Below are 22,578 nucleotides of genomic sequence, written 5' to 3' on the forward strand. Positions count from 1 at the left end.
CCCACCGCGAGGCCGCGCCCATGCCCCCCGAATCCGTCAGCACCCTCGTCTCGCTGAGCGACCGCACCCCGACGATCACGGGGGCCGAGATCGTGACGCAACTCGTGCCTCCTCGTCAGTTCGCGGAGGCCTCGCTCGAGAACTACCGGCCCGACCCGGCCTTCGCCTCCCAGGCCGAGGCGGTGGCCGCCGTGACGGCGTTCGGAGGCGCGGGTCCCGACGCGCCGCGGAGGGGCCTGTTCCGCAAGAAGCCGGCTGCCCCGGCCGTGCGTCCCGGCCTGTACCTCGACGGCGGCTTCGGCGTGGGCAAGACCCACCTGCTCGCCGCCCTCTGGAACCGCACGCCCGGCCGGCGGTACTTCGGCACCTTCATCGAGTACACCGCGTTGGTCGGCGCCGTCGGCTACGCCGGGGCCGCGTCGCAGCTGAAGGGCGCCGCCCTGGTCTGCATCGACGAGTTCGAGCTCGACGACCCGGGCGACACGATGATGATGACCCGACTGCTCGGCGACCTGGCCGACGACGGCACGCGCATCGCCGCCACCTCGAACACGCCGCCCAACGCCCTCGGTGAGGGCCGGTTCGCCGCCGCCGACTTCCTCCGCGAGATCCAGGGGCTCAGCGACAAGTTCCTCACCCTGCGCATCGACGGGGACGACTACCGGCGTCGCGAGGTCGAGGCCCGGGCGCACGTGGTCGACGACGTCGACGCGGCGGCGGCCGCCCTCGGCGGGACCGTGTCGCTCGACGACTTCGACGGCGTGGTCGCCCACCTCGCGACGGTCCACCCCAGCAAGTACGTGAAGCTCGTCGACGACCTCGACGCGGTGGGGCTGCGTGACGTCCACGTCCTCACGAGCCAGGTGGACGCCCTGCGCCTCGTGGCCTTCGTGGACCGCCTGTACGACGCGCAGATCCGGGTGGTCGCCTCGGGCACGCCCCTCGACCAGGTCTTCTCGGACGAGATGCTCGCCGGCGGCTACCGCAAGAAGTACCTGCGCGCCGTGTCGCGCTTGGTGGCCCTGACCTCGCTCTGACGAGATCCCCACCCCGCACCGGGCATCCGGTAACACGTTGTTTACCTGCGCCCGAATCGTGTTACATCGGGGAAACAATCCCGCACACGGCCCGAAACCTCTCCCCGCGACACTGGGGGCCGCACCGGACGAGAGCGTTCGTCACCACAGCCCGTGAACCCACACGGTCGACCTCGACGTCGGTGCCTCCCCGGCTCCGAAACTCGAGAGGTGACCCACCCATGGACCAAGGCAACACCGCCTTCATGTTGATCTGCGCGGCACTCGTGCTGCTCATGACCCCCGGCCTGGCCTTCTTCTACGGCGGCCTCGTCAAGGCCAAGAGCGTCATCAGCATGATGATGCTCAGCTTCGGCGCGATGGGCCTCATCGGCGTCCTGTGGGTGCTCTTCGGCTATGCGATCGCCTTCGGCAACCCGACCTCGATCCCCGGTGGGAGCGAGAGCTTCGTGGGCATCCAGGGCCTGATCGGCCTCGACGTCGCGAACCTCGGCCTCGGCGCCGCCTTCGAGGACAGCCTGGACCCGACCGGCGCCTACCCGACGATCGCCTTCGCCGCCTTCCAGGCCACCTTCGCGATCATCACGGTGGCCCTCATCTCGGGCGCCATCGCCGACCGGGCCAAGTTCGGGGCGTGGATGATCTTCGCCGGCGTCTGGGCCACGGTCGTCTACTTCCCGGTCGCCAGCTGGGTCTTCAACTTCACGAAGGACGCCGACGGCAACACCGTCGGTGGCTGGATCGCCGCCATGGGCGTCATCGACTTCGCGGGCGGCACGGCCGTCCACATCAACGCCGGTGCCGCGGCCCTCGCCCTGGCACTCGTCCTCGGCAAGCGCGTCGGCTTCGCCAAGGGTGCCGACAAGCCGCACAACCCGCCCTTCGTCCTGCTGGGTGCCGGGCTGCTCTGGTTCGGCTGGTTCGGCTTCAACGCCGGCTCCGAGCTCGCGGCCGACGGCGTGGCCGCCCTGGCGTTCCTGAACACCATCGCCGCACCGGCCGCCGCCGTGCTCGGCTGGCTGGTCGTCGAGAAGCTCAAGGACGGCAAGGCCACCTCGGTCGGCGCCGCCTCGGGTGCCGTCGCCGGCCTCGTCGCCATCACCCCGGCCTGCGCCGCCCTCACCCCGGGGTGGGCCGTCGTCCTCGGCGTCGTCGCGGGTGCCGTCTGCGCCCTCGCCATCGACCTCAAGTTCAAGCTCGGGTTCGACGACTCCCTCGACGTCGTGGGCATCCACCTCGTCGGTGGCCTCATCGGGACGCTGTACCTCGGCATCTTCGCGAACGACACCGGCCTCATCTTCTCGGGCACCTTCACGCAGCTCGGCATCCAGGCCCTCTCGGCCCTGGCCGTCATGCTCTACTCGTTCGTCCTGGCCTTCGTCATCGGCTTCGTCATCGAGAAGACCATCGGCTTCCGCGTGAAGAACGAGGACGAGGTGGCCGGCATCGACCTCGCCCTGCACGGTGAAGAGGGCTACGTCCTCGAGAACTCGCGCGCCTGACCCACGTCGCACGACGAACGGCCCCGGTCCTCGGACCGGGGCCGTTCCGCGTCCCGGCCGCGGCAGAACGCAGGAGGGGCGGTGCGCGACCGCGTCGCACCGCGCCTCCTGCGGGTGGTCACCCGGTCGGACCGGGCCCGGGTCTCAGGTCAGCGAGAACCAGACCGTGGTCTCGCCCGGCACCTCGGTGACGCCGGCGAGCGTGTCGTGCAACGGCTCGCTGGAGGCCAGGACGCGTGCCCCGGTGGGCAGGTCGACCGGGCCGCCGCCGAAGTTCGTCAGCGAGTGCCACCCCTCGTGGCGGGAGAAGTGCACGACGTCCTCCGAGGTGCCGTCGGCCCAGAGGAACGCCTCACCCCGCTGCAGCTCGCGGCGGAGGGCGAGGGCGCGCCGGTAGATCGACAACGTGGACTCGTCCTCGTCGTCCTGGACCGAGACGGCGAGGTCCTCGAACCACTCGGGTTGCGGCAGGTGCGGGGCGTGGTCCCCGAAGCCCAGGGCGGGCTCGCTCGTGTCCCAGGGCAGCGGCACCCGGCTGCCGTCACGGCCCTTGCGCCGGTGGCCCGTGCGGACCCAGACCGGGTCCTGCAGGTCGTCGGGACGCAGGTCGGCCACCTCGAAGAGGCCCAGTTCTTCTCCCTGGTAGACGTAGGCCGAACCCGGGAGGGCGAGCATGAGCACCGTCGCCGCGCGGGCCCGACGGAGGCCCGCATCGGGGTCGAGAGTGGGTCGGCGACCGTCGCTCAGCACGAAGGCGTCGAGGTCCTGCCCCTTCGGCAGGCCGTAGCGCGTGGCGTGACGGACGACGTCGTGGTTCGAGAGCACCCACGTGCTCGTCGCCCCGCTGACGGCCGCCTGCTCGAGGGTCGACGCGATGATGGTCCGGTACTGGTCGGCGTCGAAGTCGGCGCGCGTCAGGGCGAAGCTGAAGGCCTGGCCGAGCTCGGTGGGGCGGGCGTAGAGCGGCACCCGCTCGGGCTGCACCCAGGCCTCGGCCACGGCGCTCCGGGGCGGGTCGTACTCGTCGAGGACCCGGCGCCACCCCTCGAAGATCGTGTGCACCTCGTCACGGTCGTAGAGCGGATCGCTGCCGTCGACCGGCAGGACCTGACGTTCGGCCGCGTCGCGGAGGGGCTCGGTGAGGTCCTTCGCGAGCCCGTGGGCGACGTCGACCCGGAATCCGTCGACGCCACGGTCCGACCAGAACCGCAGCGTGCGTTCGAAGTCGGAGCGGACCTCGGGGTTGCTCCAGTCGAGGTCGGGTTGCTCTGGGGCGAACAGGTGCAGGTACCACTGTTCGGGCGTGCCGTCGGGGCGCTGCAGGCGGGTCCAGGCGCCACCGCCGAAGTTCGAGACCCAGATCGACGGGGGAGTGTCTCCTCCCTCGCCGAGGCCGTCCCGGAACACGTACCGGCCACGGGCGGCGCTGCCGGGCTCGGACGCCACCGCCTCACGGAACCACTCGTGGTCGCTCGAGGTGTGGTTCGGGACGATGTCGACCACGACCCTCAGCCCGGCCGAGTGGAGGGCGGCGACCATCTCGTCGAAGTCGTCGAGGGTGCCGAGGCGGGGGTCGACGTCGCGGTAGTCGGCGACGTCGTACCCGCCGTCGGCGAGCGGGGACGGATAGAAGGGGCTCAGCCAGACGGCGTCGACCCCGAGCCGCTGCAGGTACGGCACGCGCGAGGTCACGCCGGCCAGGTCACCGATGCCGTCGTCGTTCGCGTCGGCGAAGCTGCGCGGATACACCTGGTAGACCACGGCCTGCCGCCACCAGTCGGCGTCGGGGCCGGGCGTCGGGCGGGTCGCGGCGGCACGGGAGGTGGGGGAGTCGGTCATGGGGCGAGGATGCCACGTCTCGGCAGTGGGCGGCGTCGATGCTCCCACGGCGGCACCGGGCCGGGGATCGCGGGCCAGGAACGACGAAAGGCCCTGCAGGAGCAGGGCCTTTCGATGGTGATCGTGGGCGATACCGGGCTCGAACCGATGACCTCTTCCGTGTGAAGGAAGCGCGCTACCAACTGCGCCAATCGCCCGTGTGGGACTCGACGATGCTAGTGCATCGCGGTGCTCGAACGCCATTCGGCCGGTCGTCGAGGTCACCGTCGTGAGCTGCCCCGTGATCGATCAAGACACGAACTTCCCTCGATTTGGTTTCTGCCCCGGGGTGTGGGTATTGTTCTTTTGCACGCAGAAATGCAAAGCGAAATGCGGATGTGGCGCAGCGGTAGCGCATCACCTTGCCAAGGTGAGGGTCGCGAGTTCGAATCTCGTCATCCGCTCGAGTGTAATGCTCACCGGAGGGTGGTCCACCGACTGGTGGCCTCCCTCTGGGGGGCTACTCGTATGGTGGAGTGGCCGAGAGGCGAGGCACCGGCCTGCAAAGCCGTTCACGCGGGTTCAAATCCCGTCTCCACCTCCATTCGATCTAGACCTAGGTCTAAACTCGATGTTGCAATTGAATAGTGCGGTTCGAGGGGAGACTCTCGGATCGTTGAGACATGAGCGATTGGCGCAGCGGTAGCGCGCTTCCCTGACACGGAAGAGGTCGCTGGTTCGATCCCAGTATCGCTCACACACAGAAAGCCCCGGCCTCGGCCGGGGCTTTCGTCATGTCCGGGCTTCTTCTCTCACGGGTGGCCCGCCTCTCCTGCCGAGAGGCCACGACCTGTCGCCCACCTCACGATGCGAGCGACGGGTCGTGACGTCCCGCGGCAACCGCCTAGGGGGTGTCGGCCCCCGTCCCGAGACCGACCCCGTTGCCCCGGCCGTTCCCGTTTCCGTTGGTGCCCGGTCCGCCGTTCCCGTTGCCGTTGCCGTTGCCGCTGTTGCCGGGCCCGCTGTTCCCCCCGGGGACGTCGACACCGGGCACGTCGACCGTCGGGGGCGTCACGGGGTCGACCGTCGGCTGCGTCGTCGGCTCGACCGGCGCCTCCTGGGTGGGGCTCACCTCGTCAGAGGGAGCCGGGTCCGCCGGTGACTCGTCGGTGGAGTCGTCGGACGGCGACGGCGAGTCGACGTCCGACGACTCGGACGGCGTCGTCGACGGATCCGTCTCGACGCTCGGACTCGTGCTCTCCGTCGGGTCGACCCTCCCACCGTCGCGGGTGGCGGCCCAACCGATGCCCGCCGCCAGCAGCCCGGCGACGACGATCGCCGCCAGCACGAGGGGCCAACGACGACGCTTCCGGGTCCCGTCGTCCGCCGCGACGTCGGCGACCAGGTCCGTGGCGTCGGCGCGGGAGGCCGCCCCCGCCCCGAGCACCTGCGTGCGGGCGTCGTCCCGGGGCAGGACGCGAGTGGGGGCGTCGCCGCCGGGCAGGGCAGCCGTCGGCACGTCGGGAGCGGCCATGACGCGCGTGACGGCTTCGGTCGACCCGGCGCCCTCGACGGCCAGCGTGCGGGCCGCTCGGGCGACCTCGGCGGCGGCCGGACGGTCGTCGGGTGCTCGCGCGGTCATGCGCGTCAACAGTTCCGCCCACCCCGAGCCGATCGAGGCCGGGATCTCGGGGTCGCGGGTGAGACGGGCCATGACCGACTCGACGACCGACCCCGTGAAGACGCGCCGCCCGGTCAGCGCCTCGACCAGCACCAACCCGAGCGAATAGACGTCGGACGCGGGGGCCGGCGGACGCCCCTCGGCCTGCTCCGGGCTGACGAAGGCGGCGGTGCCCATCAGGGTTCCCGTGGCCGTCACCCGCGTCGAGTCGATCAGGTAGGCGATGCCGAAGTCGGCGAGCTTGGCCCGTCGGGGGTCGCCTTCGTGGTGCGGCGCGGCGAGCAGGATGTTCGCGGGCTTGACGTCCCGGTGGACGACGCCGGCGCGGTGCACCGCCGCCAGGCCGTCCGCGACGTCGCCGAGCACCGCCGCGGCCTCGGCGTGCGACAACGGACCGTCGGCGAGCACGGTCTGCAGGGTGGGGCCGTCGACGTACTCCATCACGAGGTAGGCGTCGTCGTCGTGGCCGTCGCCCTCGACCCGGGCGTCGTAGAGCGTGACGAGCCCCGGGTGGTTGAGGGAGGCGAGGAGGCGCACCTCGCTGACCTGGCGGCTGAGGTCGTGGACGTCGTGCCCGTCCGAGGAGAAGAGCTTGACGGCGACGACCCGGCCGAGCTCGAGGTCGCTCGCCCGGTAGACGGCCCCCATGCCTCCGCGCCCGACGATCGCGTCGAGGCGGTAGCGACCGCCGACGGTCGTGCCGAGGCGGGGATCGGCCTGCTCGCGGGGGCTCATGCGCCCGCTCCCGTCGACGCGCCGGGGAGCACGGGAGGAGTGCCGCCACCCGACCCCCGACTCGCGACCCGACGGGACACTACGGCGTCGAGCACCGTCTCGGCCACGGCGGTCTTCGACCCCTCGGCCTCGGACACCACGTCACCGTCGGCGTCGATCACGACGACGGCCGTGTCGTCGCTGCCGAAGCCGGTCGTCCAGCCCACCGTGTTGAGGACGAGCAGGTCCGCTCCCTTCCGCCGCTGCTTGGCGCGCCCGAGCGAGAGCAGTTCGTCCCGGTCGGCGGCCGTCTCGGCCGCGAAGCCGACGACCACCTGCCCCACGGCCCGACGGGCGACGAGCCCGGCCAGGACGTCCGGGGTCCGGACGAGACGGACGGTCAGCTCGTCGCCCGAGTCGTCCTTCCGGATCTTCCCGTCGGCCACCGACGACGGCCGGTAGTCCGCCACCGCGGCCGCCATGATCACGACGTCCGCCGCCGGGGCGTGCTCGCCCATCGCGGCGTCGAGCTCGAGGGCGGTGCCGACCTCGACGACGTCGATCGTCCCCTCCGTCTCGAGCGTCTGCCGCACGGCTCCGTCGAGTGCGGCCGCGACGACGGTGACGTGGGCACCGCGGCGGGCCGCCCCGAGGGCGAGCGCCGCCCCCTGCGTACCGCTCGACCGGTTGCCGACGAACCGCACGGGGTCCAGGGGCTCACGGGTGCCGCCGGCCGAGACGACCAACCGGAGGCCGTCCAGGTCGCCGACCCGCGCCTCCTGGTCCCGAGCACCCGGGGCGACGGCTCGCGGGGCGTCGGGGGAGCCCGGGCCGGTCACGAGGGCGAGTGCCGCGGCGACGATCTCGTCGGGTTCGCTCAGCCGGCCGGGCCCCACGTCGCCCCCGGTCAGCGGCCCGTCGTCCGGCCCGACGACGGTCACCCCGCGCGACCTCAGCAGGTCGACGTTCGCGACCGTCGCCGGGTTCCGCCACATCTCGGTGTGCATGGCGGGCGCGACGACGAGCGGCGCGGTGCTCGCGAGGATCGTCGTGCCGAGCAGGTCGTCGGACAGGCCGTGGGCGATCTTCGCCAGGGTGTGGGCGGTCGCGGGGGCCACGACGATCAGGTCGGCGCGCTGCCCCAGGGCCACGTGCCGCACCTCCGCGACGTCGTCGAAGACGGACGTGTGAACCGGGTTGCGGCTCGTGGCCTCCCAGGTGGGCGCCCCGACGAAGCGCAGGGCGGCCTCGGTCGGCACGACGTGGACGTCGTGCCCCCGCAGCACGAGGCCGCGGACGACCCCGACGGCCTTGTACGCCGCGATGCCGCCCGAGACGCCGACGACGACGGACAGGCGACGCGGGGCGTCGGCGGGGGAGGAGCGGGGGTGGTCGTGCGTCACGGTGGGCCTCGTCGATCGATGCGTCGGTCGGCCGACCCGGTGCCGGGTCGGTAGCGTTGCCCACCACGATGCCGCATCCCGCGGTCGAGCGTCGGCACCCGTCCCGACGAGCCCCCACCCTGAGGACCCCATGTGCACCGTCGTCGTCGCCGTCCAGCCGGACGCGCCCTGGCCCGTCGTCTTCCTCGGGCTCCGGGACGAGTCGCCCGACCGCCCCTGGGACGAGCCCGGCGCCTGGTGGCCCGACCTCGGTGAGCGGGTGACCGGGGTGCACGACCGCGAGGCGGGCGGGGCCTGGTTGGCGACCGCCCGGGGCCCGAGCCGGGCGAGCGTCGTGCTCAACCGTCACGAGGCGCCCGCGTCGCCGCCCGGCGGATGGACCACCCGCGGTGCCCTGCCCCTCCGGGCGGCCGCCGACGGCGTCCTGCCCGACGGGCCGCAGACGACCCGCACCTTCAACCTGCTCACCGCGGACGCAGGAGGCGCGGTGCACTCCGTCTGGGACGGCACCGCCACCGATACGGCCCGCCTCGCCGCCGGGGTGCACCTGCTCACGCACGCCGCCCCCGACGACCGGTCCGTGCCGCGCGTCGACCGCTGGCTGCCCCGGTTCCGTGACGTCGCGCCTCCGACCGGTCCGCTGCCGACGGGGGCCGAGGGCGAGGGCAGCTGGACGCCGTGGCTCGACCTGCTGCGCGAGAGCAGCGCCCTGCCGACGGACGACGACGACGCGCTCGTGCGGGCCGACCTGGTCGACGGACGCCTCTTCCATTCGCTGTCGCTGAGCACCGTCGCCGTCTCGGCTGACGACGTGGCCCACCGGCACGTGCGGCTCGACGGCGCCCCCTCGGTGGGGGAGGCGATCGCGCGACGCTGACGGGCGCGTGGCGACGCCGACGGGTGTGCGACGACGCCCGGCCTCCGTGGCCGCACGGTCATGCGGAGTCATCGGGAATCACGCCCGCCCCCGCGGCGTTAGTGTCGGGAGGCTCGTCCGACCCCCGAGCCGCAGCAAAGGAACCCTCGTGAAGATCACCGCCGTCCGCACCGTCCGTCGACTCGCCTCCGTCGGCGTCGTCGCCGCCGCCGCCATCGCGCTGGCCGCCTGCGCGCCCGCCTCCACCGACGGGGTCGTCCAGTCCACCGGCAGTGCGACCGCCGACACGAGCGCGGCGAAGAGCCTGTCCGACATCCAGGCCGCCGGCGAGCTCGTCATCGGCACCGAGGGCACCTACCAGCCGTTCACCTACCACGAGGGCGGGGCCGGCGCACTGACCGGCTACGACGTCGACGTCGCCACGGCCGTCGCCGAGAAGCTCGGCGTCACGCCGACCTTCGAGGAGACGCAGTTCGACGCCCTGCTCGCCGGACTCACCGCCGGCCGCTTCGACCTCGTGGCGAACCAGATCTCGATCACCGACGAGCGTGAGGCCACGTACGACTTCTCGACGCCCTACACGGTCAGCCGAGGTGTCGTGATCACGTCCGCCGACAACACCGACATCTCCTCGCTCTCCGACCTCGAAGGCAAGACGACGGCCCAGTCGCAGTCGAGCAACTTCTACACCACCGCCAAGGACGCGGGCGCCGACGTGCAGGTCGTCGACGGCTGGGCACAGTCCGTCGCGCTCCTCGAGCAGGGTCGCATCGACGCGACCGTCAACGACGAACTGACCTTCCTCGACTACGTGAAGACCAACCCCGAGCAGGCCGCCGGCATCAAGATCGCGGCGACCACGGACGACGTCTCGCGCTCTGCCCTGGTCACCACCAAGGGCAGCGACGACCTCGTGTCGGCGATCGACGACGCCCTCGCCGAGCTCAAGGCCGACGGGACGCTGTCGTCGATCAGCGAGAAGTACTTCGGCCAGGACGTCAGCGAGTAGGCGTGCAGTCCTCCCTCGACCTCTTCTGGCGGTCGCTCTGGCCGATCGTGTCGGGGGCGCTCGTCGCATCGATCCCGCTCGCCTTCGCGTCGATGGCGATCGGGCTGGTCATCGCCGTCGTCATCGCGCTGATGCGCCTGTCGGGCAAGGCGGCGCTCGCGGGCATCGCCCGGGTCTACATCTCGATCATCCGGGGCACGCCGCTGCTCGTGCAGCTCTTCGTCGTCTTCTACGGCCTTCCGTCGATCGGCGTCAAGCTCGATCCGTGGCCCAGCGCCATCATCGCGTTCTCCTTGAACGTCGGTGGGTACGCGGCCGAGGTCATCCGCGCGGCCATCCTCTCGGTGCCCAAGGGCCAGTGGGAGGCCGCCCACACGATCGGCATGTCGCGGGGGCTCGCCCTCCGGCGGATCATCCTGCCGCAGGCGGCGCGCGTCTCGGTGCCCCCGCTGTCGAACACCTTCATCAGCCTGGTCAAGGACACCTCGTTGGCGAGCGTCATCCTCGTCGTCGAGCTGTTCCGTCAGGCCGAGCAGATCGCCACCGTCTCGAACCAGTTCCTGCTGATCTACCTCGAGGCCGCCCTGGTCTACTGGGTGATCTGCCTGATCCTGTCGTTCGGGCAGGACGCCCTCGAGAAGAGATTGGACCGCCACGTTGCCCGCTGACGTCACCCCGCCCCGGCCGGCCGACGAGACCGGTGCCCCCGTGCTGACCGTCCGGGGGCTGCACAAGGCGTTCGGCTCGAACGAGGTGCTGCGCGGCATCGACCTCGAGGTCCGCCGCGGACGCGTCGTCGCCATCATCGGGCCCTCGGGCTCGGGCAAGACGACCGTGCTGCGGTCGCTCAACAGCCTCGAGGTGCCCGACGGGGGAGTCGTCACGCTCTCCGACGGCCGCTCGATCGACTTCGGCACCACGGTCGGCAAGCGCGACCTGCTCGCCCTCCGCGACCGCTCGTCGATGGTGTTCCAGCACTTCAACCTGTTCCCGCACCTCACGGTGCTGCAGAACGTCGTCGAGGGACCGGTGCGCGTCCAGGGACGCGATCCGAAGGAGGCGCGGGCCGAGGCCGAGGCACTCCTCGCGCGCGTGGGCCTCGCCGAGAAGGCCGACGCCTACCCGGCCGAGCTCTCGGGAGGCCAGCAGCAGCGCGTGGGCATCGTACGCGCGCTCGCCCTGCGGCCCGAACTCCTGCTCTTCGACGAGCCGACCTCGGCCCTCGACCCCGAACTGGTCGGTGACGTGCTCACCGTCGTGAAGGAACTCGCCGACGAGGGCTGGACGATGATCGTCGTCACCCACGAGCTCGAGTTCGCCCGACGCGTGGCCGACGAGCTGCTCTTCATGGACGCCGGCGTCGTCGTCGAGCGGGGCCGTCCCGCCGACGTGCTGTCCCGCCCCCGCGAGGTCCGCACGCAGCAGTTCCTGCAACGGGTGCTCAAGCCGCTCGACGACTGACGGGACGTCGGCGCGACGAGCGACCCGCGCCTCCTCGATCGCGGACCAGGAGGCGCGGGTCGACTCCGCCGCGGACGCTCAGCCGAACAGGCGGTGCGAGGCGATGCGCGCGCCCTCGCCGAGCGAGGCCAGCTTGGCCACCGCGATCTGCGGGTGGATGCGACCGCCCAGGCCGCAGTCGGTGGAGGCGACGACGTTCTCGGGGCCGACCAGCGAGGCGAACCGTTCGATGCGGTCGGCCACGAGTTCGGGGTGTTCGACCACGTTCGTGGCGTGGCTGACGACACCCGGCACGATCGTCTTGCCGGTCGGCAGCTCGACGTCGCGCCAGAGCTTCCACTCGTGCTCGTGACGGACGTTGGCCGCCTCGAACGAGTACGAGCCGACGTCGATCTCGAGCATGAGGTCGACGATGTGACGGAACTCGACGTCGGTCGTGTGGGGACCGTGCCACGAGCCCCAACAGAGGTGGAAGCGCACCTGCTCCGGCGGCAGGCCGCGGAGGGCGTGGTTGAGCGCCTCGACGCGGATTCGGGTGAACGCCCGGTAGTCCTCGACGCTCGGCTCCGGGTTGATCTGGTCCCAGTTCTCGGCGATCGAGGGGTCGTCGATCTGGACGGTCAGGCCGGCCTCGACGATCGCCGTGTACTCCTCGCGCAGCACCTCGGCCCAGGCCCCGATGTGCTCCTCCTCGGTGGCGTAGAAGTCGTTGGCGATGCGGGCACCGCTGCCCGGGGACAACGACGTGAGGAAGCCCGAGGTCGAACCGCTCGCCTCGAGCCCGGCCTTCAGGTTGGCGATGTCCGAGGCGATGGCGGCGTGTCCGACGTAGGCCAGGGGTCCCGTCGTGCTCGGGAACGGCGTGGCACCCGAGCCCGTGCCGATGCCCGAAGTCGGGTCGGTGTAGGCGTCGTGGAAGGCCCGCCAGTCCCGGCGGTCGGGGAACGACGTCAGTCGTACGTCGCCGGGCGAGGACCGCACGGCCGGCTGGCTGAAGATGTCCGACCCCGTCAACGAGAGACCGCTCACGCGCTGGAACGAGTACGACCACCAGGCGCCGTAGTCGACGGCGCTCGTCATCGCCTTGCCGTACTCGCCGTCGCCGACGATGGTGATGCCGAGATCGTTCTGGCGCCGGACGAGATCGACGACGGCGTCGGTCAGCAGGGCGTCGAACTCGGGCGTGCGCTCGAGGGTGAAGCCATCCCCGCCGAGCGCGCGCGCGTCGTTCGCCGCGATCAGCTCGGGCGTGCGCGGCAGGCTTCCCGCGTGGGTGGTCTCGATGCGGCCGGGGGTGGTCGTCATGGTGTGCTCCGTTCGTCGCCACCACTCTGGCCCCGACCCCCGACGTATGCGACGTCCGCGACACGGGGCGTCACAGCCACGGGGTCGGGAACACCGCGCGGCCGTCAGCCGTTGCGTCCCGTGTCGGCCGGAGCCGGGCCCCTCGGGGGGCCTCGGTACGATCGACGGGAAGGGACACCGTGACCACCACCTCCTCCGCACCATCCACCCACCGTCCGGGGCTGTCCGACGACGACGCCCGCCGTCTGCGCGCCGACTTCCCGCTCCTCGGGCAGGACGTCAACGGCGAGCCGCTCGCTTACCTCGACTCGGGGGCGACCGCCCAACGGCCGGCATCCGTGCTCGACGCCGAGCGGCGCTTCCTCGAGACGACGAACTCGGCCGTGCACCGGGGCGCCCACACGCTCGCCGCCCTGTCGACCGAGGCCTACGAAGAGGCGCGCGAGACGGTCGCCCGCTTCGTCGGTGCCGACGTCGACGAGATCGTCTGGACCTCCAACGCCACCGACGCCCTCAACCTCGTCGCGTACGGCGTCGCGAACGCGACGCACGGGCGGGGTGGTGAGGCCGCGCGACGCTTCGCCCTCGCGCCCGGCGACGAGATCGTCGTCACCGAGGCCGAACACCACGCGAACCTCGTCCCGTGGCAAGAACTCGCCGCGACGACCGGTGCCAGCCTGCGATTCGTGCCGGTCCGCGACGACGGCACCTGGACCACCGCCGACGCGGCCGCCGTGATCGGACCCCGCACGCGCCTCCTCGCCTTCGCCCACGTCTCGAACGTCACCGGCCTCGTCGCGCCCGTCGCCGAGCTGGTGGCGCTGGCGCACGACGTCGGCGCCCTCGTCGTCCTCGACGCCTGCCAGTCGGTCCCGCACCGCCCCGTCGACCTCCACGACCTCGACGTCGACTTCGCCGCCTTCTCGGGCCACAAGATGCTGGGGCCCACGGGCATCGGCGTCCTCTACGGCCGGGCGGAACTGCTGAACGCCCTGCCGCCGTTCCGGACCGGCGGCTCGATGATCACGACGGTGACGATGGAGGGCTCCGAGTACCTCCCCGCTCCGCAGCGCTTCGAGGCCGGCACGCAGCCCGTGTCCCAGGCCGTCGCCCTGGCCGAGGCCGTGCGCTACCTCGACGCCGTCGGCATGGACCGGGTGCGCGCCCACGAGGAGGCCCTCGCCGACCTGCTCGTCCGCGGCCTCGAGGCCGTCGACGGCGTCACGGTCGTGGGCCCGCCCGCCGGCGTGCCGCGATCGGGACTCGCCAGCTTCGTCGTCGACGGGGTGCACGCCCACGACGTGGGCCAGTTCCTCGACGCGCTCGGCATCGCCGTGCGGGTCGGCCACCACTGCGCCCAGCCACTGCACCGGCGTCTCGGGGTGACGGCCACGACGCGGGCCAGCACCTACCTGTACTCGTCGAGCGACGAGGTCGACCGGCTGGTCGCCGGGGTCGCCGAGGTCCGCGGCTACTTCGGCGTCGTCGGCCCGGAGCCCGTCGACGAGAAGGCCGAGGAGGCGCGGTGAGCGCCGCCCTCGACGGCCTGTACCAGCAGGTCATCCTCGACCACGCCAAGGCGCGGCACGGCGACGGCGAGCTGCCCGGGGCCGACGCGCAGCACCACGAACGCAACCCGACCTGCGGTGACGAGATCACCGTCCGCGTCGCCCTCGAGCCCGGGACCGACCGCATCGCCGACCTCCGCTGGCAGGGCGCCGGCTGCAGCATCTCGATGGCCTCCGCCTCGGTGCTGGCGCAGTTGGCTCCGGGTCGCACGCTGACCGAGCTCGACGCACTCGTCGGGGAGTTCCGCGAGATGATGCGGTCCCGGGGCGCCGGGGAGCCCGACGACGAGGTCCTCGGCGACGCGGTCGTGTTCCACGGGGTCTCGAAGTTCGTCATGAGGGTGAAGTGCGGCATGCTCGCGTGGGTCGCGGCGGAGGCCTGTTCGACCGAACTGCGCGCCGTCTGAGCCGACCCGGGCCTCGTCGCCCGTCGAGGCCCTGGTCGACCGGTCGGCGGTCGGTCGGCGACTAAAGTGGTCCCCGCCCCTCGACGATAGGAACCACCGCCGTGTCCGACCAGACCGACATCGACCCGACCGCCTCCTCAGCCGCGACCGGCCTCTCGGCCGTCGAGGCCACCGCGACGACGACCGGCTCCGAGCTGTTCACCGACAAGTCGGTCGTGGCCGTCCGCGTGTCCGGCGAGCTCCGCGACCTCGCGACCGAACTGCACGCGGGCGACGTGGCCGAGCCGGTCACGATCGACTCGCCCGACGGCCTGGCCATCCTCCGGCACTCGGCTGCGCACGTGATGGCCCAGGCGGTGCAGCAGATCAACCCCGAGGCCAGGCTCGGCATCGGACCGCCCGTCACCGACGGCTTCTACTACGACTTCGACGTCGCGGAGCCCTTCACCCCCGACGACCTCAAAGCCATCGAGAAAGGCATGGAGCGCATCATCCGTCAGGGCCAGCGCTTCCGTCGTCGCGTCGTGACCGACGACGAGGCCCGCGAGCTGCTCGCCCACGAACCGTTCAAGCTCGAGCTCATCGGGCTCAAGGGCGGGTCGGCCGACGAGCTCGGCGCCGACGGCGAGTCGGTCGAGGTGGGCGGGGCCGAGCTCACGGTCTACGACAACCTCGACCCCAAGACCGGCGAGGTCGTCTGGTTCGACCTCTGCCGCGGTCCCCACGTGCCCAGCACGCGCCTCCTCGGCAACGCCACGAAGCTGATGCGCGTGGCTGCGGCCTACTGGCGCGGATCCGAGAAGAACCCCCAGCTGCAGCGCATCTACGGCACGGCGTGGCCCACCAAGGACGACCTGCGCGCCTACCAGGCCCGACTCGAGGAGGCCGCCAAGCGCGACCATCGCAAGCTCGGCGCCGAGCTCGACCTCTTCTCGTTCCCCGACGAGATCGGCTCGGGTCTCGCGATCTTCCACCCGAAGGGCGGCATCATCCGTCGCCAGATGGAGGACTACTCGCGCGAGCGCCACGAGAAGGCCGGGTACGAGTTCGTCTACACGCCGCACATCACCAAGGCGGCCCTGTTCGAGACCTCGGGCCACCTGGGGTGGTACAAGGACGGCATGTTCCCGGCGATGCACCTCGACGAGGCACGCAACGACGAGGGCGAGATCACCCGTCAGGGTGCGGACTACTACCTCAAGCCGATGAACTGCCCGATGCACATCCTGGCGTACCGTTCGTCGGCCAAGTCCTACCGTGACCTGCCACAGCGCCTGTTCGAGTTCGGCACCGTGTACCGCAACGAGAAGTCCGGCGTCATCCACGGGCTCACCCGCGTGCGCGGCATGACCCAGGACGACGCGCACATCTTCACCACCCGTGACGACATGGCGGCCGAGCTCAAGGGCACGCTCGACTTCGTCCTCAGCCTGCTGCGCGACTACGGCCTCGACGACTTCTACCTCGAGCTGTCCACCAAGGACCCCGAGAAGTACGTGGGCGACGACGCCACCTGGGACGAGGCGACGGCGACGCTGAGGCAGGTCGCAGAAGAGACCGGCCTCGAACTCGTTCCCGACCCGGCCGGCGCGGCGTTCTACGGGCCGAAGATCTCGGTCCAGGCACGTGACGCGATCGGACGCACCTGGCAGATGTCGACGGTGCAGCTCGACTTCAACCTGCCCGAGCGCTTCGACCTCGAGTACACGGCGGCCGACGGCTCGCGTCAGCGTCCGGTCATGATCCACCGGGCGTTGTTCGGTTCGATCGAGCGCTTCTTCGGCGTGCTCACCGAGCACTACGCCGGGGCCTTCCCGGTCTGGCTGGCGCCCGTCCAGGTCGTGGCGATCCCCGTCGCCGACGAGTACGGCGACTACCTCGACGGCGTCGTGGCGCGTCTGCGCGAGGTCGGCGTCCGGGCGCAGGTCGACCACAGCGACGACCGCATGCCGAAGAAGATCCGCACGCACACCAAGGCCAAGGTGCCGTTCCAGTTGATCGCCGGCGAGGACGACCGCGCGGCCGGGGCCGTCAGCTTCCGCTACCGGGACGGCTCGCAGGAGAACGGCGTGCCGCTCGACGAGGCGATCGCCAAGATCGTCGCCGCCATCGAGACCAAGGCCCAGGTCTGAGCGTGGTCGCCGACGGGTCTGCGGCCGAGTCCTCCGCCGACTTCGCCGCGGTCCCGGACGCGTTCCAGCGACTCTGGACGCCGCACCGCGCCGTCTACGTCGAGGCGGGCCAGGGCGCCCACGACGACTCCTGCCCGTTCTGCAGTGCCCCCTCGAGGTCGGACGACGAGGCGCTCATCGTGGCTCGGGGCGAACACGCCTACGTGTTGCTCAACCTCTACCCCTACAACCCGGGGCACCTGCTGGTCTGCCCGTACCGGCACGTCTCCACGTACGACCTCGCCACCTCCGACGAGGTGGCCGAGATCGCGTCCCTGACCCAGACCGCCGTGCGGGTCCTCACACAGGTGTCCCACGCGCAGGGCTTCAACATCGGCATGAACCAGGGGCAGGTCGGCGGAGCCGGCATCGCGGCCCACCTGCACCAACACGTGGTGCCGCGCTACGGCGGCGACTCGAACTTCTTCCCGATCATCGCTCAGACGAAGGCCGTCACGCAGCTGCTCGGCGACGTCCGCGTCGCGGTCTCCGAGGCCTGGCCGAGGGACGGCGACGGCACGACGCCGACGGCGGCGTCGGCGGTCTGATCGGGCCTAAGATAGGGGCCATCATGAGCGACACGACCCCTGCCTCCCACCAGTCCTCCACCACCGGTTCGAGCCGCGTCAAGCGCGGTCTCGCCGAGATGCTCAAGGGCGGCGTCATCATGGACGTCGTCAACGTCGAGCAGGCGAAGATCGCCGAAGACGCCGGGGCCGTGGCCGTCATGGCCCTCGAGCGCGTTCCCGCCGACATCCGGTCCCAGGGCGGTGTCGCCCGCATGAGCGACCCCGACATGATCGACGAGATCGTGGCGGCGGTCTCGATCCCCGTCATGGCGAAGGCCCGCATCGGCCACTTCGTCGAGGCCCAGATCCTCCAGACCCTCGGCGTGGACTACATCGACGAGTCCGAGGTGCTGAGCCCGGCCGACTACGTCAACCACATCGACAAGTGGAACTTCACGGTCCCCTTCGTCTGCGGGGCCACCAACCTGGGCGAGGCGCTGCGTCGCATCACCGAGGGCGCGGCCATGATCCGCTCCAAGGGCGAGGCCGGCACCGGTGACGTGTCCGAGGCCACCAAGCACATCCGCACGATCTCGAAAGAGATCGCCCAGCTCCGTGGGCTCAAGTCCGACGAGCTCTACGTCGCCGCGAAAGAACTGCAGGCTCCCTTCGAGCTCGTGAAAGAGATCGCCGAGACCGGCAAGCTCCCCGTCGTCCTCTTCACCGCGGGCGGCGTCGCGACACCCGCCGACGCGGCTCTCATGATGCAGCTCGGTGCCGACGGCGTCTTCGTCGGTTCGGGCATCTTCAAGTCGGGCAACCCCGCCGAGCGTGCCAAGGCGATCGTCAAGGCCACCACCTTCTTCGACGACCCCCAGGTCGTGGCCGACGCGTCGCGCGGTCTCGGCGAGGCGATGGTCGGCATCAACGTGCCCGACCTCCCCGCACCGCACCGCCTCGCCGAGCGCGGCTGGTGACCTCGGGGGTCGATCGTCGGTGATGCCCGAACGAACGCCCCGGGTCGGCGTCCTGGCCCTGCAAGGCGATTTCCGTGAACACCTGGCCGTCCTGACCTCGTTGGGGGCCGAGGCCGTCCCCGTACGCCGAGCCACCGAGCTCGACGAGATCGACGGTCTGGTGATCCCGGGTGGCGAGTCCAGCGTCATGGACAAGCTGTCGCGGACGTTCGACCTGGACGGGCCGCTCCGACGGGCGATCGGGTCGGGGTTGCCCGTCTACGGCACCTGCGCCGGCCTCATCATGCTCGCGGACCGCATCGTCGACGGCATCCCCGGCCAGCAGAGCATCGGGGGCCTCGACGTCTCGGTCCGGCGCAACGCGTTCGGCTCCCAGACCGACTCGTTCGAGACCGACGTCCACGTCCCCGTGCTCGACGGTCCACCCGTGCACGCGGTGTTCATCCGCGCCCCGGTGGTCGACGCGGTCGGGCCGGCCGCGACGGCGATCGGCGTCCTCGAGGACGGCCGGGTCGTCGCCGTCGAGCAAGGCCCTCTGATGGGCACCTCGTTCCACCCGGAGGTCACCGACGACCTGCGGTTCCACTCGCGGTTCCTCGACAAGGCCCGCGCGCGGGCGTCGCGGTAGACTCGTCGCGATCCACGTCAGCAGTCTGAAGGAGCACCGTGTCCGGGCATTCCAAGTGGGCAACGACCAAGCACAAGAAGGCCGTCATCGACAGTCGACGTGCCAAGTCGTTCGCCAAGCTCATCAAGAACATCGAGGTCGCGGCCAAGCAGGGCGGGGCCGACATGTCCGGCAACCCCACGCTGGTCGACGCCGTCCAGAAGGCCAAGAAGACCTCGGTCCCCAACGACAACATCGACCGGGCCGTCAAGCGCGGTGCCGGTCTCAGCGGCGAGAGCGTCGACTACCAGACGATCATGTACGAGGGGTACGGCCCCAACGGCGTCGCGTTGTTGATCGAGTGCCTCACCGACAACAAGAACCGCGCGGCCGCCAACGTCCGTACGGTGATGTCGCGCAACGGCGGCACCATGGCCGACCCCGGCAGCGTGGCCTACAACTTCAGCCGCAAGGGCGTCATCGCCGTCATGAAGACGGACGACCTCACCGAAGACGACGTCCTCGCCGCCGTCCTCGACGCCGGAGCCGAAGAGGTCACCGATCGTGGTGAAGGCTTCGAGATCGTCACCGAGGCCTCCGACCTGGTCCCGGCCCGTTCGGCCCTCCAGGACGCCGGCATCGACTACGACTCGGCCGACATCGAGTTCGTGCCCGGGCTCAAGATCGAGGTCGACCTCGAGACGGCACGCAAGGTCTTCCGACTCATCGACGCCCTCGACGACGACGACGACGTTCAGAACGTCTACGCGAACCACGACGTCCCCGCCGACGTGCAGGCCGCGCTCGACGACGAAGAATAGGCCGCCGCGGTGACGCTCCGGGTGCTCGGCATCGACCCCGGGCTCACCCGATGCGGGGTCGGGGTGGTCGAGGTCGACGCCCAGCGGCGTGCGACCCTGGTCGACGTGCAGGTCATCCGCACCGCCCCCGACCTCGCCCTCGAGTTGCGTCTCCTCGCCCTGGGTCGCGGTCTCGAGGCGCTCATCGACGAGCACCGGCCGGACGCCATGGCGATCGAGCGGGTCTTCGCCCAACAGAACGTCCGCAGCGTCATGGGGGTGGCACAGGTCAGCGGCCTCGCCCTGCGTGCCGCAGCCGAACGCGAGATCCCCGTCACGCTGCACACGCCGTCCGAGGTGAAGGCTGCCGTGACCGGGTACGGGTCGGCCGACAAGAAGCAGGTCGGCACGATGGTCGCCCGGTTGCTCGGGCTGGCCGAGGCGCCCCGGCCGGCGGACGCCGCCGACGCCCTGGCCCTGGCCATCTGCCATGCCTGGCGGGGTGCGCCCGTCGCTGCCCGCGCCTCCTCGGGTTCCCTCACGCCGGCCCAGCGAGCGTGGCGCGACGCCGAGAAGTCGGTGCGCACTCCTAGGCTGGGGGCATGATCTCCAGTGTCCGCGGTACCGTCCTGTCCGCGTCCGGCACATCGGTCGTGGTCGAGGTCGGCGGCGTGGGCCTCCGCGTCTCGGTCACCCCACAGCTCGCACTGACGGTCCGCGTCGGCGAGCAGGCGCTCGTCCACACGGCGTTGATCGTCCGAGAAGACGACCTCTCGCTCTTCGGCTTCGCCGACCGCGAAGAACTCGAGGTCTTCGACCTGCTCCGCAGCGTCACCGGCGTCGGCCCGAAGTCGGCCCAGGGCGTGCTGTCGACGCTCACGCCCCATCAGGTCGCCACCGCCGTCGCCGACGACGACGACGCCGCGTTCCGACGCGTCTCGGGCATCGGGCCGAAGACGGCCAAGCTCATCGTCCTCTCGCTCACCGGCAAGCTCGACGTGGCACCGACCGCGCCGACCGTCACGGCGGCGTCGACGACGGCTGCCGACGTGCTCGTCGCGTTGGTCGGGCTCGGGTGGTCCGACCGTGAGGCGCAGGCCGCCATCGACGCCGTCGTGGCGGACCGTGGCGACGCCGTCGCGGTGGCCGTGCCGCAGTTGCTGCGTGCCGCACTCGGTCACCTCGGTCCGCAGAAGTCCACCGGGGCCCGAGCGTGAGCGACGACGACCTGACCCGTCCCACGCTCGAGTCCGAGGCCGAGCTGGCCTTCGAAGGGGCGCTGCGGCCCACCTCGCTCGGCGAGTTCGTCGGGCAGTCCAAGGTGCGGGGCCAGCTCGAGCTGCTGCTCAAGGCCGCGACGATGCAGGGCCGCACCCCCGACCACATCCTGCTCGCCGGACCGCCCGGGCTCGGCAAGACGACCCTGGCCATGATCGTGGCCCACGAAGGGGCTCGGCCGTTGCGGATGTCGTCGGGTCCCGCGATCCAGCACGCGGGCGACCTGGCCGCGGTCCTCTCCGCGCTCGTGCCGGGGGAGGTGCTCTTCATCGACGAGATCCATCGCATGGCACGGCCGGCCGAAGAGATGCTGTACCTCGCGATGGAGGACTACCGGATCGACATCATGGTGGGCAAGGGGGCAGGAGCGACCAGCATCCCCCTCGAGTTGTCGCCCTTCACGCTCGTCGGTGCGACCACCCGCAGCGGACTGCTGCCCAACCCCCTGCGCGACAGGTTCGGCTTCACGGCGCACCTCGAGTTCTACGACGAGGCCGAGCTGACCGAGGTCCTCCGCCGGGCGGCGTCCCTCCTCGGCATCGTCATCGACGGTGCCGCCCTGGCCGAGATCGCCGGACGGTGCCGGGGCACGCCTCGCATCGCGAACCGCCTGCTCCGACGCGTCCGCGACTACGCGCTCGTCCACGGGCGGGATGCCGACCTGACGACCGTGCGCGAAGCGCTCGATCTCTACGACGTCGATTCACTGGGGCTCGACCGGCTCGACCGTGAGGTCGTCCGGACGGTGCTGACCCGGTTCGGCGGCGGACCCGTCGGCCTCAACACCCTCGCGGTCTCGGTGGGAGAAGAGGCCGACACGATCGAGTCGGTCGTCGAGCCGTTCCTCGTCCGGGTGGGCCTGCTCACCCGCACGCCGCGGGGACGCATCGCCACTCCCGAGGCCTGGCGGCACTTCGGTCTGGCGCACGCCTCAGGGGCGCTCTTCGGCGATGACCTATAATTCCTGCAGGTCCGAGGCCTTCGCTCGCTGAAGCGAGTCCCGCTCGGCCCACACCCCCAACAGCGAAAGGGAGTTCCGCATGGATCCCGCAACCCTCATCATGGTCCTCCTCCTGGTGGTCCTCGTCGTCTTCATGTTCCGCAACAAGAAGAAGCGCGACCGTCAGCAGGCCGAACTGCAGAACAAGCTCGTCCCCGGCGTCGAGGTCATGCTCTCGTTCGGCGTCTACGGCACCGTCGTCTCCATCGACGACGAGAACAACGTGGCCGAGGTCGAGGTCTCGCCCGGCACCGTCCTCAAGGTCCACCGTCAAACCCTGGGTCGCGTCGTCGAACCGGTCATCGACGAACCCGTCGCCGACGACGCCGACTCGCTGGCCGACGGCTCCACCGACCACGACCGCGTCATCGACGACGCTCCCGAGTTCGGTGAACGCGCCACGTCCGCCCCGGTCGACTCGACGGTGGCCAAGGACTCCGACACCAAGGCCTGA

Annotated in this window: 21 protein-coding genes and 4 tRNA genes; 20 read left to right on the plus strand and 5 right to left on the minus strand. The window is 71.1% G+C overall.

Features of this window, described 5'->3' with window-relative positions; translation table 11 throughout:
* Positions 1-20: 20 nt before the first annotated feature.
* Both zapE and IFT79_RS08070 read left to right on the plus strand, forming a co-directional pair.
* Positions 21-1,037 carry a cell division protein ZapE gene (gene zapE / locus IFT79_RS08065; RefSeq protein ID WP_173150888.1) on the plus strand — a complete coding sequence of 339 codons (1,017 nt, stop codon included), beginning with the start codon at positions 21-23 and terminating at the stop codon, positions 1,035-1,037.
* A 221-nt stretch (positions 1,038-1,258) separates the two neighbouring features.
* Positions 1,259-2,539 (plus strand): ammonium transporter, encoded by a 1,281-nt coding sequence (locus IFT79_RS08070; protein ID WP_123570119.1) that lies wholly within the window; start codon positions 1,259-1,261, stop codon positions 2,537-2,539.
* A 144-nt stretch (positions 2,540-2,683) separates the two neighbouring features.
* On the opposite strand, the gene IFT79_RS08075 is transcribed toward IFT79_RS08070, so the two are convergent.
* Both IFT79_RS08075 and IFT79_RS08080 read right to left on the minus strand, forming a co-directional pair.
* Positions 2,684-4,378 (minus strand): glycoside hydrolase family 13 protein, encoded by a 1,695-nt coding sequence (locus tag IFT79_RS08075; RefSeq protein ID WP_192123601.1) that lies wholly within the window; start codon positions 4,376-4,378, stop codon positions 2,684-2,686.
* 124 nt (positions 4,379-4,502) lie between these two features.
* A tRNA-Val gene (locus tag IFT79_RS08080) sits at positions 4,503-4,575 on the minus strand.
* Between the two features lie 174 nt (positions 4,576-4,749).
* Between IFT79_RS08080 and IFT79_RS08085 the strand changes: the two genes are divergently transcribed.
* The 3 genes from IFT79_RS08085 to IFT79_RS08095 all read left to right on the plus strand — a co-directional run bounded on the left by IFT79_RS08085 (position 4,750) and on the right by IFT79_RS08095 (position 5,114).
* Positions 4,750-4,821 (plus strand) — tRNA-Gly (locus IFT79_RS08085).
* A gap of 66 nt (positions 4,822-4,887) precedes the next feature.
* A tRNA-Cys gene (locus IFT79_RS08090) sits at positions 4,888-4,961 on the plus strand.
* A gap of 81 nt (positions 4,962-5,042) precedes the next feature.
* A tRNA-Val gene (locus IFT79_RS08095) sits at positions 5,043-5,114 on the plus strand.
* A 147-nt stretch (positions 5,115-5,261) separates the two neighbouring features.
* Here IFT79_RS08095 and IFT79_RS16685 read toward each other — a convergent pair.
* Positions 5,262-6,773, minus strand: a complete 1,512-nt coding sequence (locus IFT79_RS16685; protein WP_192123603.1) for a serine/threonine-protein kinase — start codon at positions 6,771-6,773, stop codon at positions 5,262-5,264.
* On the minus strand, positions 6,770-8,107 hold the full coding sequence (gene coaBC, locus IFT79_RS08105; RefSeq protein WP_192123954.1) for a bifunctional phosphopantothenoylcysteine decarboxylase/phosphopantothenate--cysteine ligase CoaBC: 1,338 nt from the start codon (positions 8,105-8,107) through the stop codon (positions 6,770-6,772). The genes IFT79_RS16685 and coaBC overlap by 4 nt, the downstream gene beginning before the upstream one ends.
* Positions 8,108-8,285: 178 nt before the next feature.
* On the opposite strand from coaBC, the gene IFT79_RS08110 reads away from it, so the two are divergent.
* From IFT79_RS08110 to IFT79_RS08125, 4 genes are all read left to right on the plus strand, one after another.
* Positions 8,286-9,032, plus strand: coding sequence for an NRDE family protein (locus IFT79_RS08110; protein ID WP_056045413.1), 747 nt, complete (start codon positions 8,286-8,288; stop codon positions 9,030-9,032).
* Between the two features lie 154 nt (positions 9,033-9,186).
* Positions 9,187-10,041: a transporter substrate-binding domain-containing protein gene (locus IFT79_RS08115; protein ID WP_192123956.1), complete on the plus strand. Its 855-nt coding sequence runs from the start codon at positions 9,187-9,189 to the stop codon at positions 10,039-10,041.
* A gap of 2 nt (positions 10,042-10,043) precedes the next feature.
* Entirely contained in the window at positions 10,044-10,709 is a 666-nt protein-coding gene (locus IFT79_RS08120) for an amino acid ABC transporter permease (protein ID WP_056045410.1), read from the plus strand.
* Positions 10,699-11,502 carry an amino acid ABC transporter ATP-binding protein gene (locus IFT79_RS08125; RefSeq protein WP_199859517.1) on the plus strand — a complete coding sequence of 268 codons (804 nt, stop codon included), beginning with the start codon at positions 10,699-10,701 and terminating at the stop codon, positions 11,500-11,502. The genes IFT79_RS08120 and IFT79_RS08125 overlap by 11 nt, the downstream gene beginning before the upstream one ends.
* A gap of 78 nt (positions 11,503-11,580) precedes the next feature.
* On the opposite strand, the gene IFT79_RS08130 is transcribed toward IFT79_RS08125, so the two are convergent.
* Positions 11,581-12,807: a cobalamin-independent methionine synthase II family protein gene (locus IFT79_RS08130; protein ID WP_192123605.1), complete on the minus strand. Its 1,227-nt coding sequence runs from the start codon at positions 12,805-12,807 to the stop codon at positions 11,581-11,583.
* Between the two features lie 221 nt (positions 12,808-13,028).
* Here IFT79_RS08130 and IFT79_RS08135 point away from each other — a divergent pair, with 221 nt between their 5' ends.
* The 11 genes from IFT79_RS08135 to IFT79_RS08185 all read left to right on the plus strand — a co-directional run bounded on the left by IFT79_RS08135 (position 13,029) and on the right by IFT79_RS08185 (position 22,578).
* A complete protein-coding gene (locus IFT79_RS08135; RefSeq protein WP_192123960.1) occupies positions 13,029-14,336 on the plus strand; it encodes an aminotransferase class V-fold PLP-dependent enzyme in 1,308 nt (435 codons plus the stop codon).
* Positions 14,333-14,782, plus strand: coding sequence for a Fe-S cluster assembly sulfur transfer protein SufU (sufU, locus tag IFT79_RS08140; protein ID WP_123570113.1), 450 nt, complete (start codon positions 14,333-14,335; stop codon positions 14,780-14,782). Before IFT79_RS08135 ends, sufU begins: the two co-directional genes overlap by 4 nt.
* A gap of 194 nt (positions 14,783-14,976) precedes the next feature.
* Complete coding sequence (gene thrS, locus IFT79_RS08145) at positions 14,977-16,914, plus strand: threonine--tRNA ligase (RefSeq protein ID WP_199859613.1); 1,938 nt, start codon at positions 14,977-14,979, stop codon at positions 16,912-16,914.
* Positions 16,915-16,916: 2 nt separating this feature from the next.
* The gene (locus IFT79_RS08150) at positions 16,917-17,501 is read left to right on the plus strand and encodes an HIT family protein (protein ID WP_446718856.1); all 585 of its coding nucleotides are present in this window, start codon (positions 16,917-16,919) and stop codon (positions 17,499-17,501) included.
* A gap of 23 nt (positions 17,502-17,524) precedes the next feature.
* Positions 17,525-18,439 (plus strand): pyridoxal 5'-phosphate synthase lyase subunit PdxS, encoded by a 915-nt coding sequence (gene pdxS, locus IFT79_RS08155; protein WP_123570111.1) that lies wholly within the window; start codon positions 17,525-17,527, stop codon positions 18,437-18,439.
* 22 nt (positions 18,440-18,461) lie between these two features.
* Positions 18,462-19,067 (plus strand): pyridoxal 5'-phosphate synthase glutaminase subunit PdxT, encoded by a 606-nt coding sequence (pdxT, locus tag IFT79_RS08160; protein ID WP_123570110.1) that lies wholly within the window; start codon positions 18,462-18,464, stop codon positions 19,065-19,067.
* 38 nt (positions 19,068-19,105) lie between these two features.
* A complete protein-coding gene (locus IFT79_RS08165; RefSeq protein WP_056045387.1) occupies positions 19,106-19,867 on the plus strand; it encodes a YebC/PmpR family DNA-binding transcriptional regulator in 762 nt (253 codons plus the stop codon).
* A gap of 9 nt (positions 19,868-19,876) precedes the next feature.
* A complete protein-coding gene (gene ruvC / locus IFT79_RS08170) occupies positions 19,877-20,452 on the plus strand; it encodes a crossover junction endodeoxyribonuclease RuvC (protein WP_043592720.1) in 576 nt (191 codons plus the stop codon).
* Positions 20,449-21,063 (plus strand): Holliday junction branch migration protein RuvA, encoded by a 615-nt coding sequence (gene ruvA / locus IFT79_RS08175; RefSeq protein WP_123570109.1) that lies wholly within the window; start codon positions 20,449-20,451, stop codon positions 21,061-21,063. Before ruvC ends, ruvA begins: the two co-directional genes overlap by 4 nt.
* Positions 21,060-22,085 (plus strand): Holliday junction branch migration DNA helicase RuvB, encoded by a 1,026-nt coding sequence (ruvB, locus tag IFT79_RS08180; RefSeq protein ID WP_056045381.1) that lies wholly within the window; start codon positions 21,060-21,062, stop codon positions 22,083-22,085. The genes ruvA and ruvB overlap by 4 nt, the downstream gene beginning before the upstream one ends.
* A 79-nt stretch (positions 22,086-22,164) precedes the next feature.
* Complete coding sequence (locus tag IFT79_RS08185; protein WP_192123607.1) at positions 22,165-22,578, plus strand: preprotein translocase subunit YajC; 414 nt, start codon at positions 22,165-22,167, stop codon at positions 22,576-22,578.

The sequence above is a fragment of the Frigoribacterium sp. CFBP 8759 genome, from assembly GCF_014841655.1.
Taxonomy (GTDB): domain Bacteria; phylum Actinomycetota; class Actinomycetes; order Actinomycetales; family Microbacteriaceae; genus Frigoribacterium.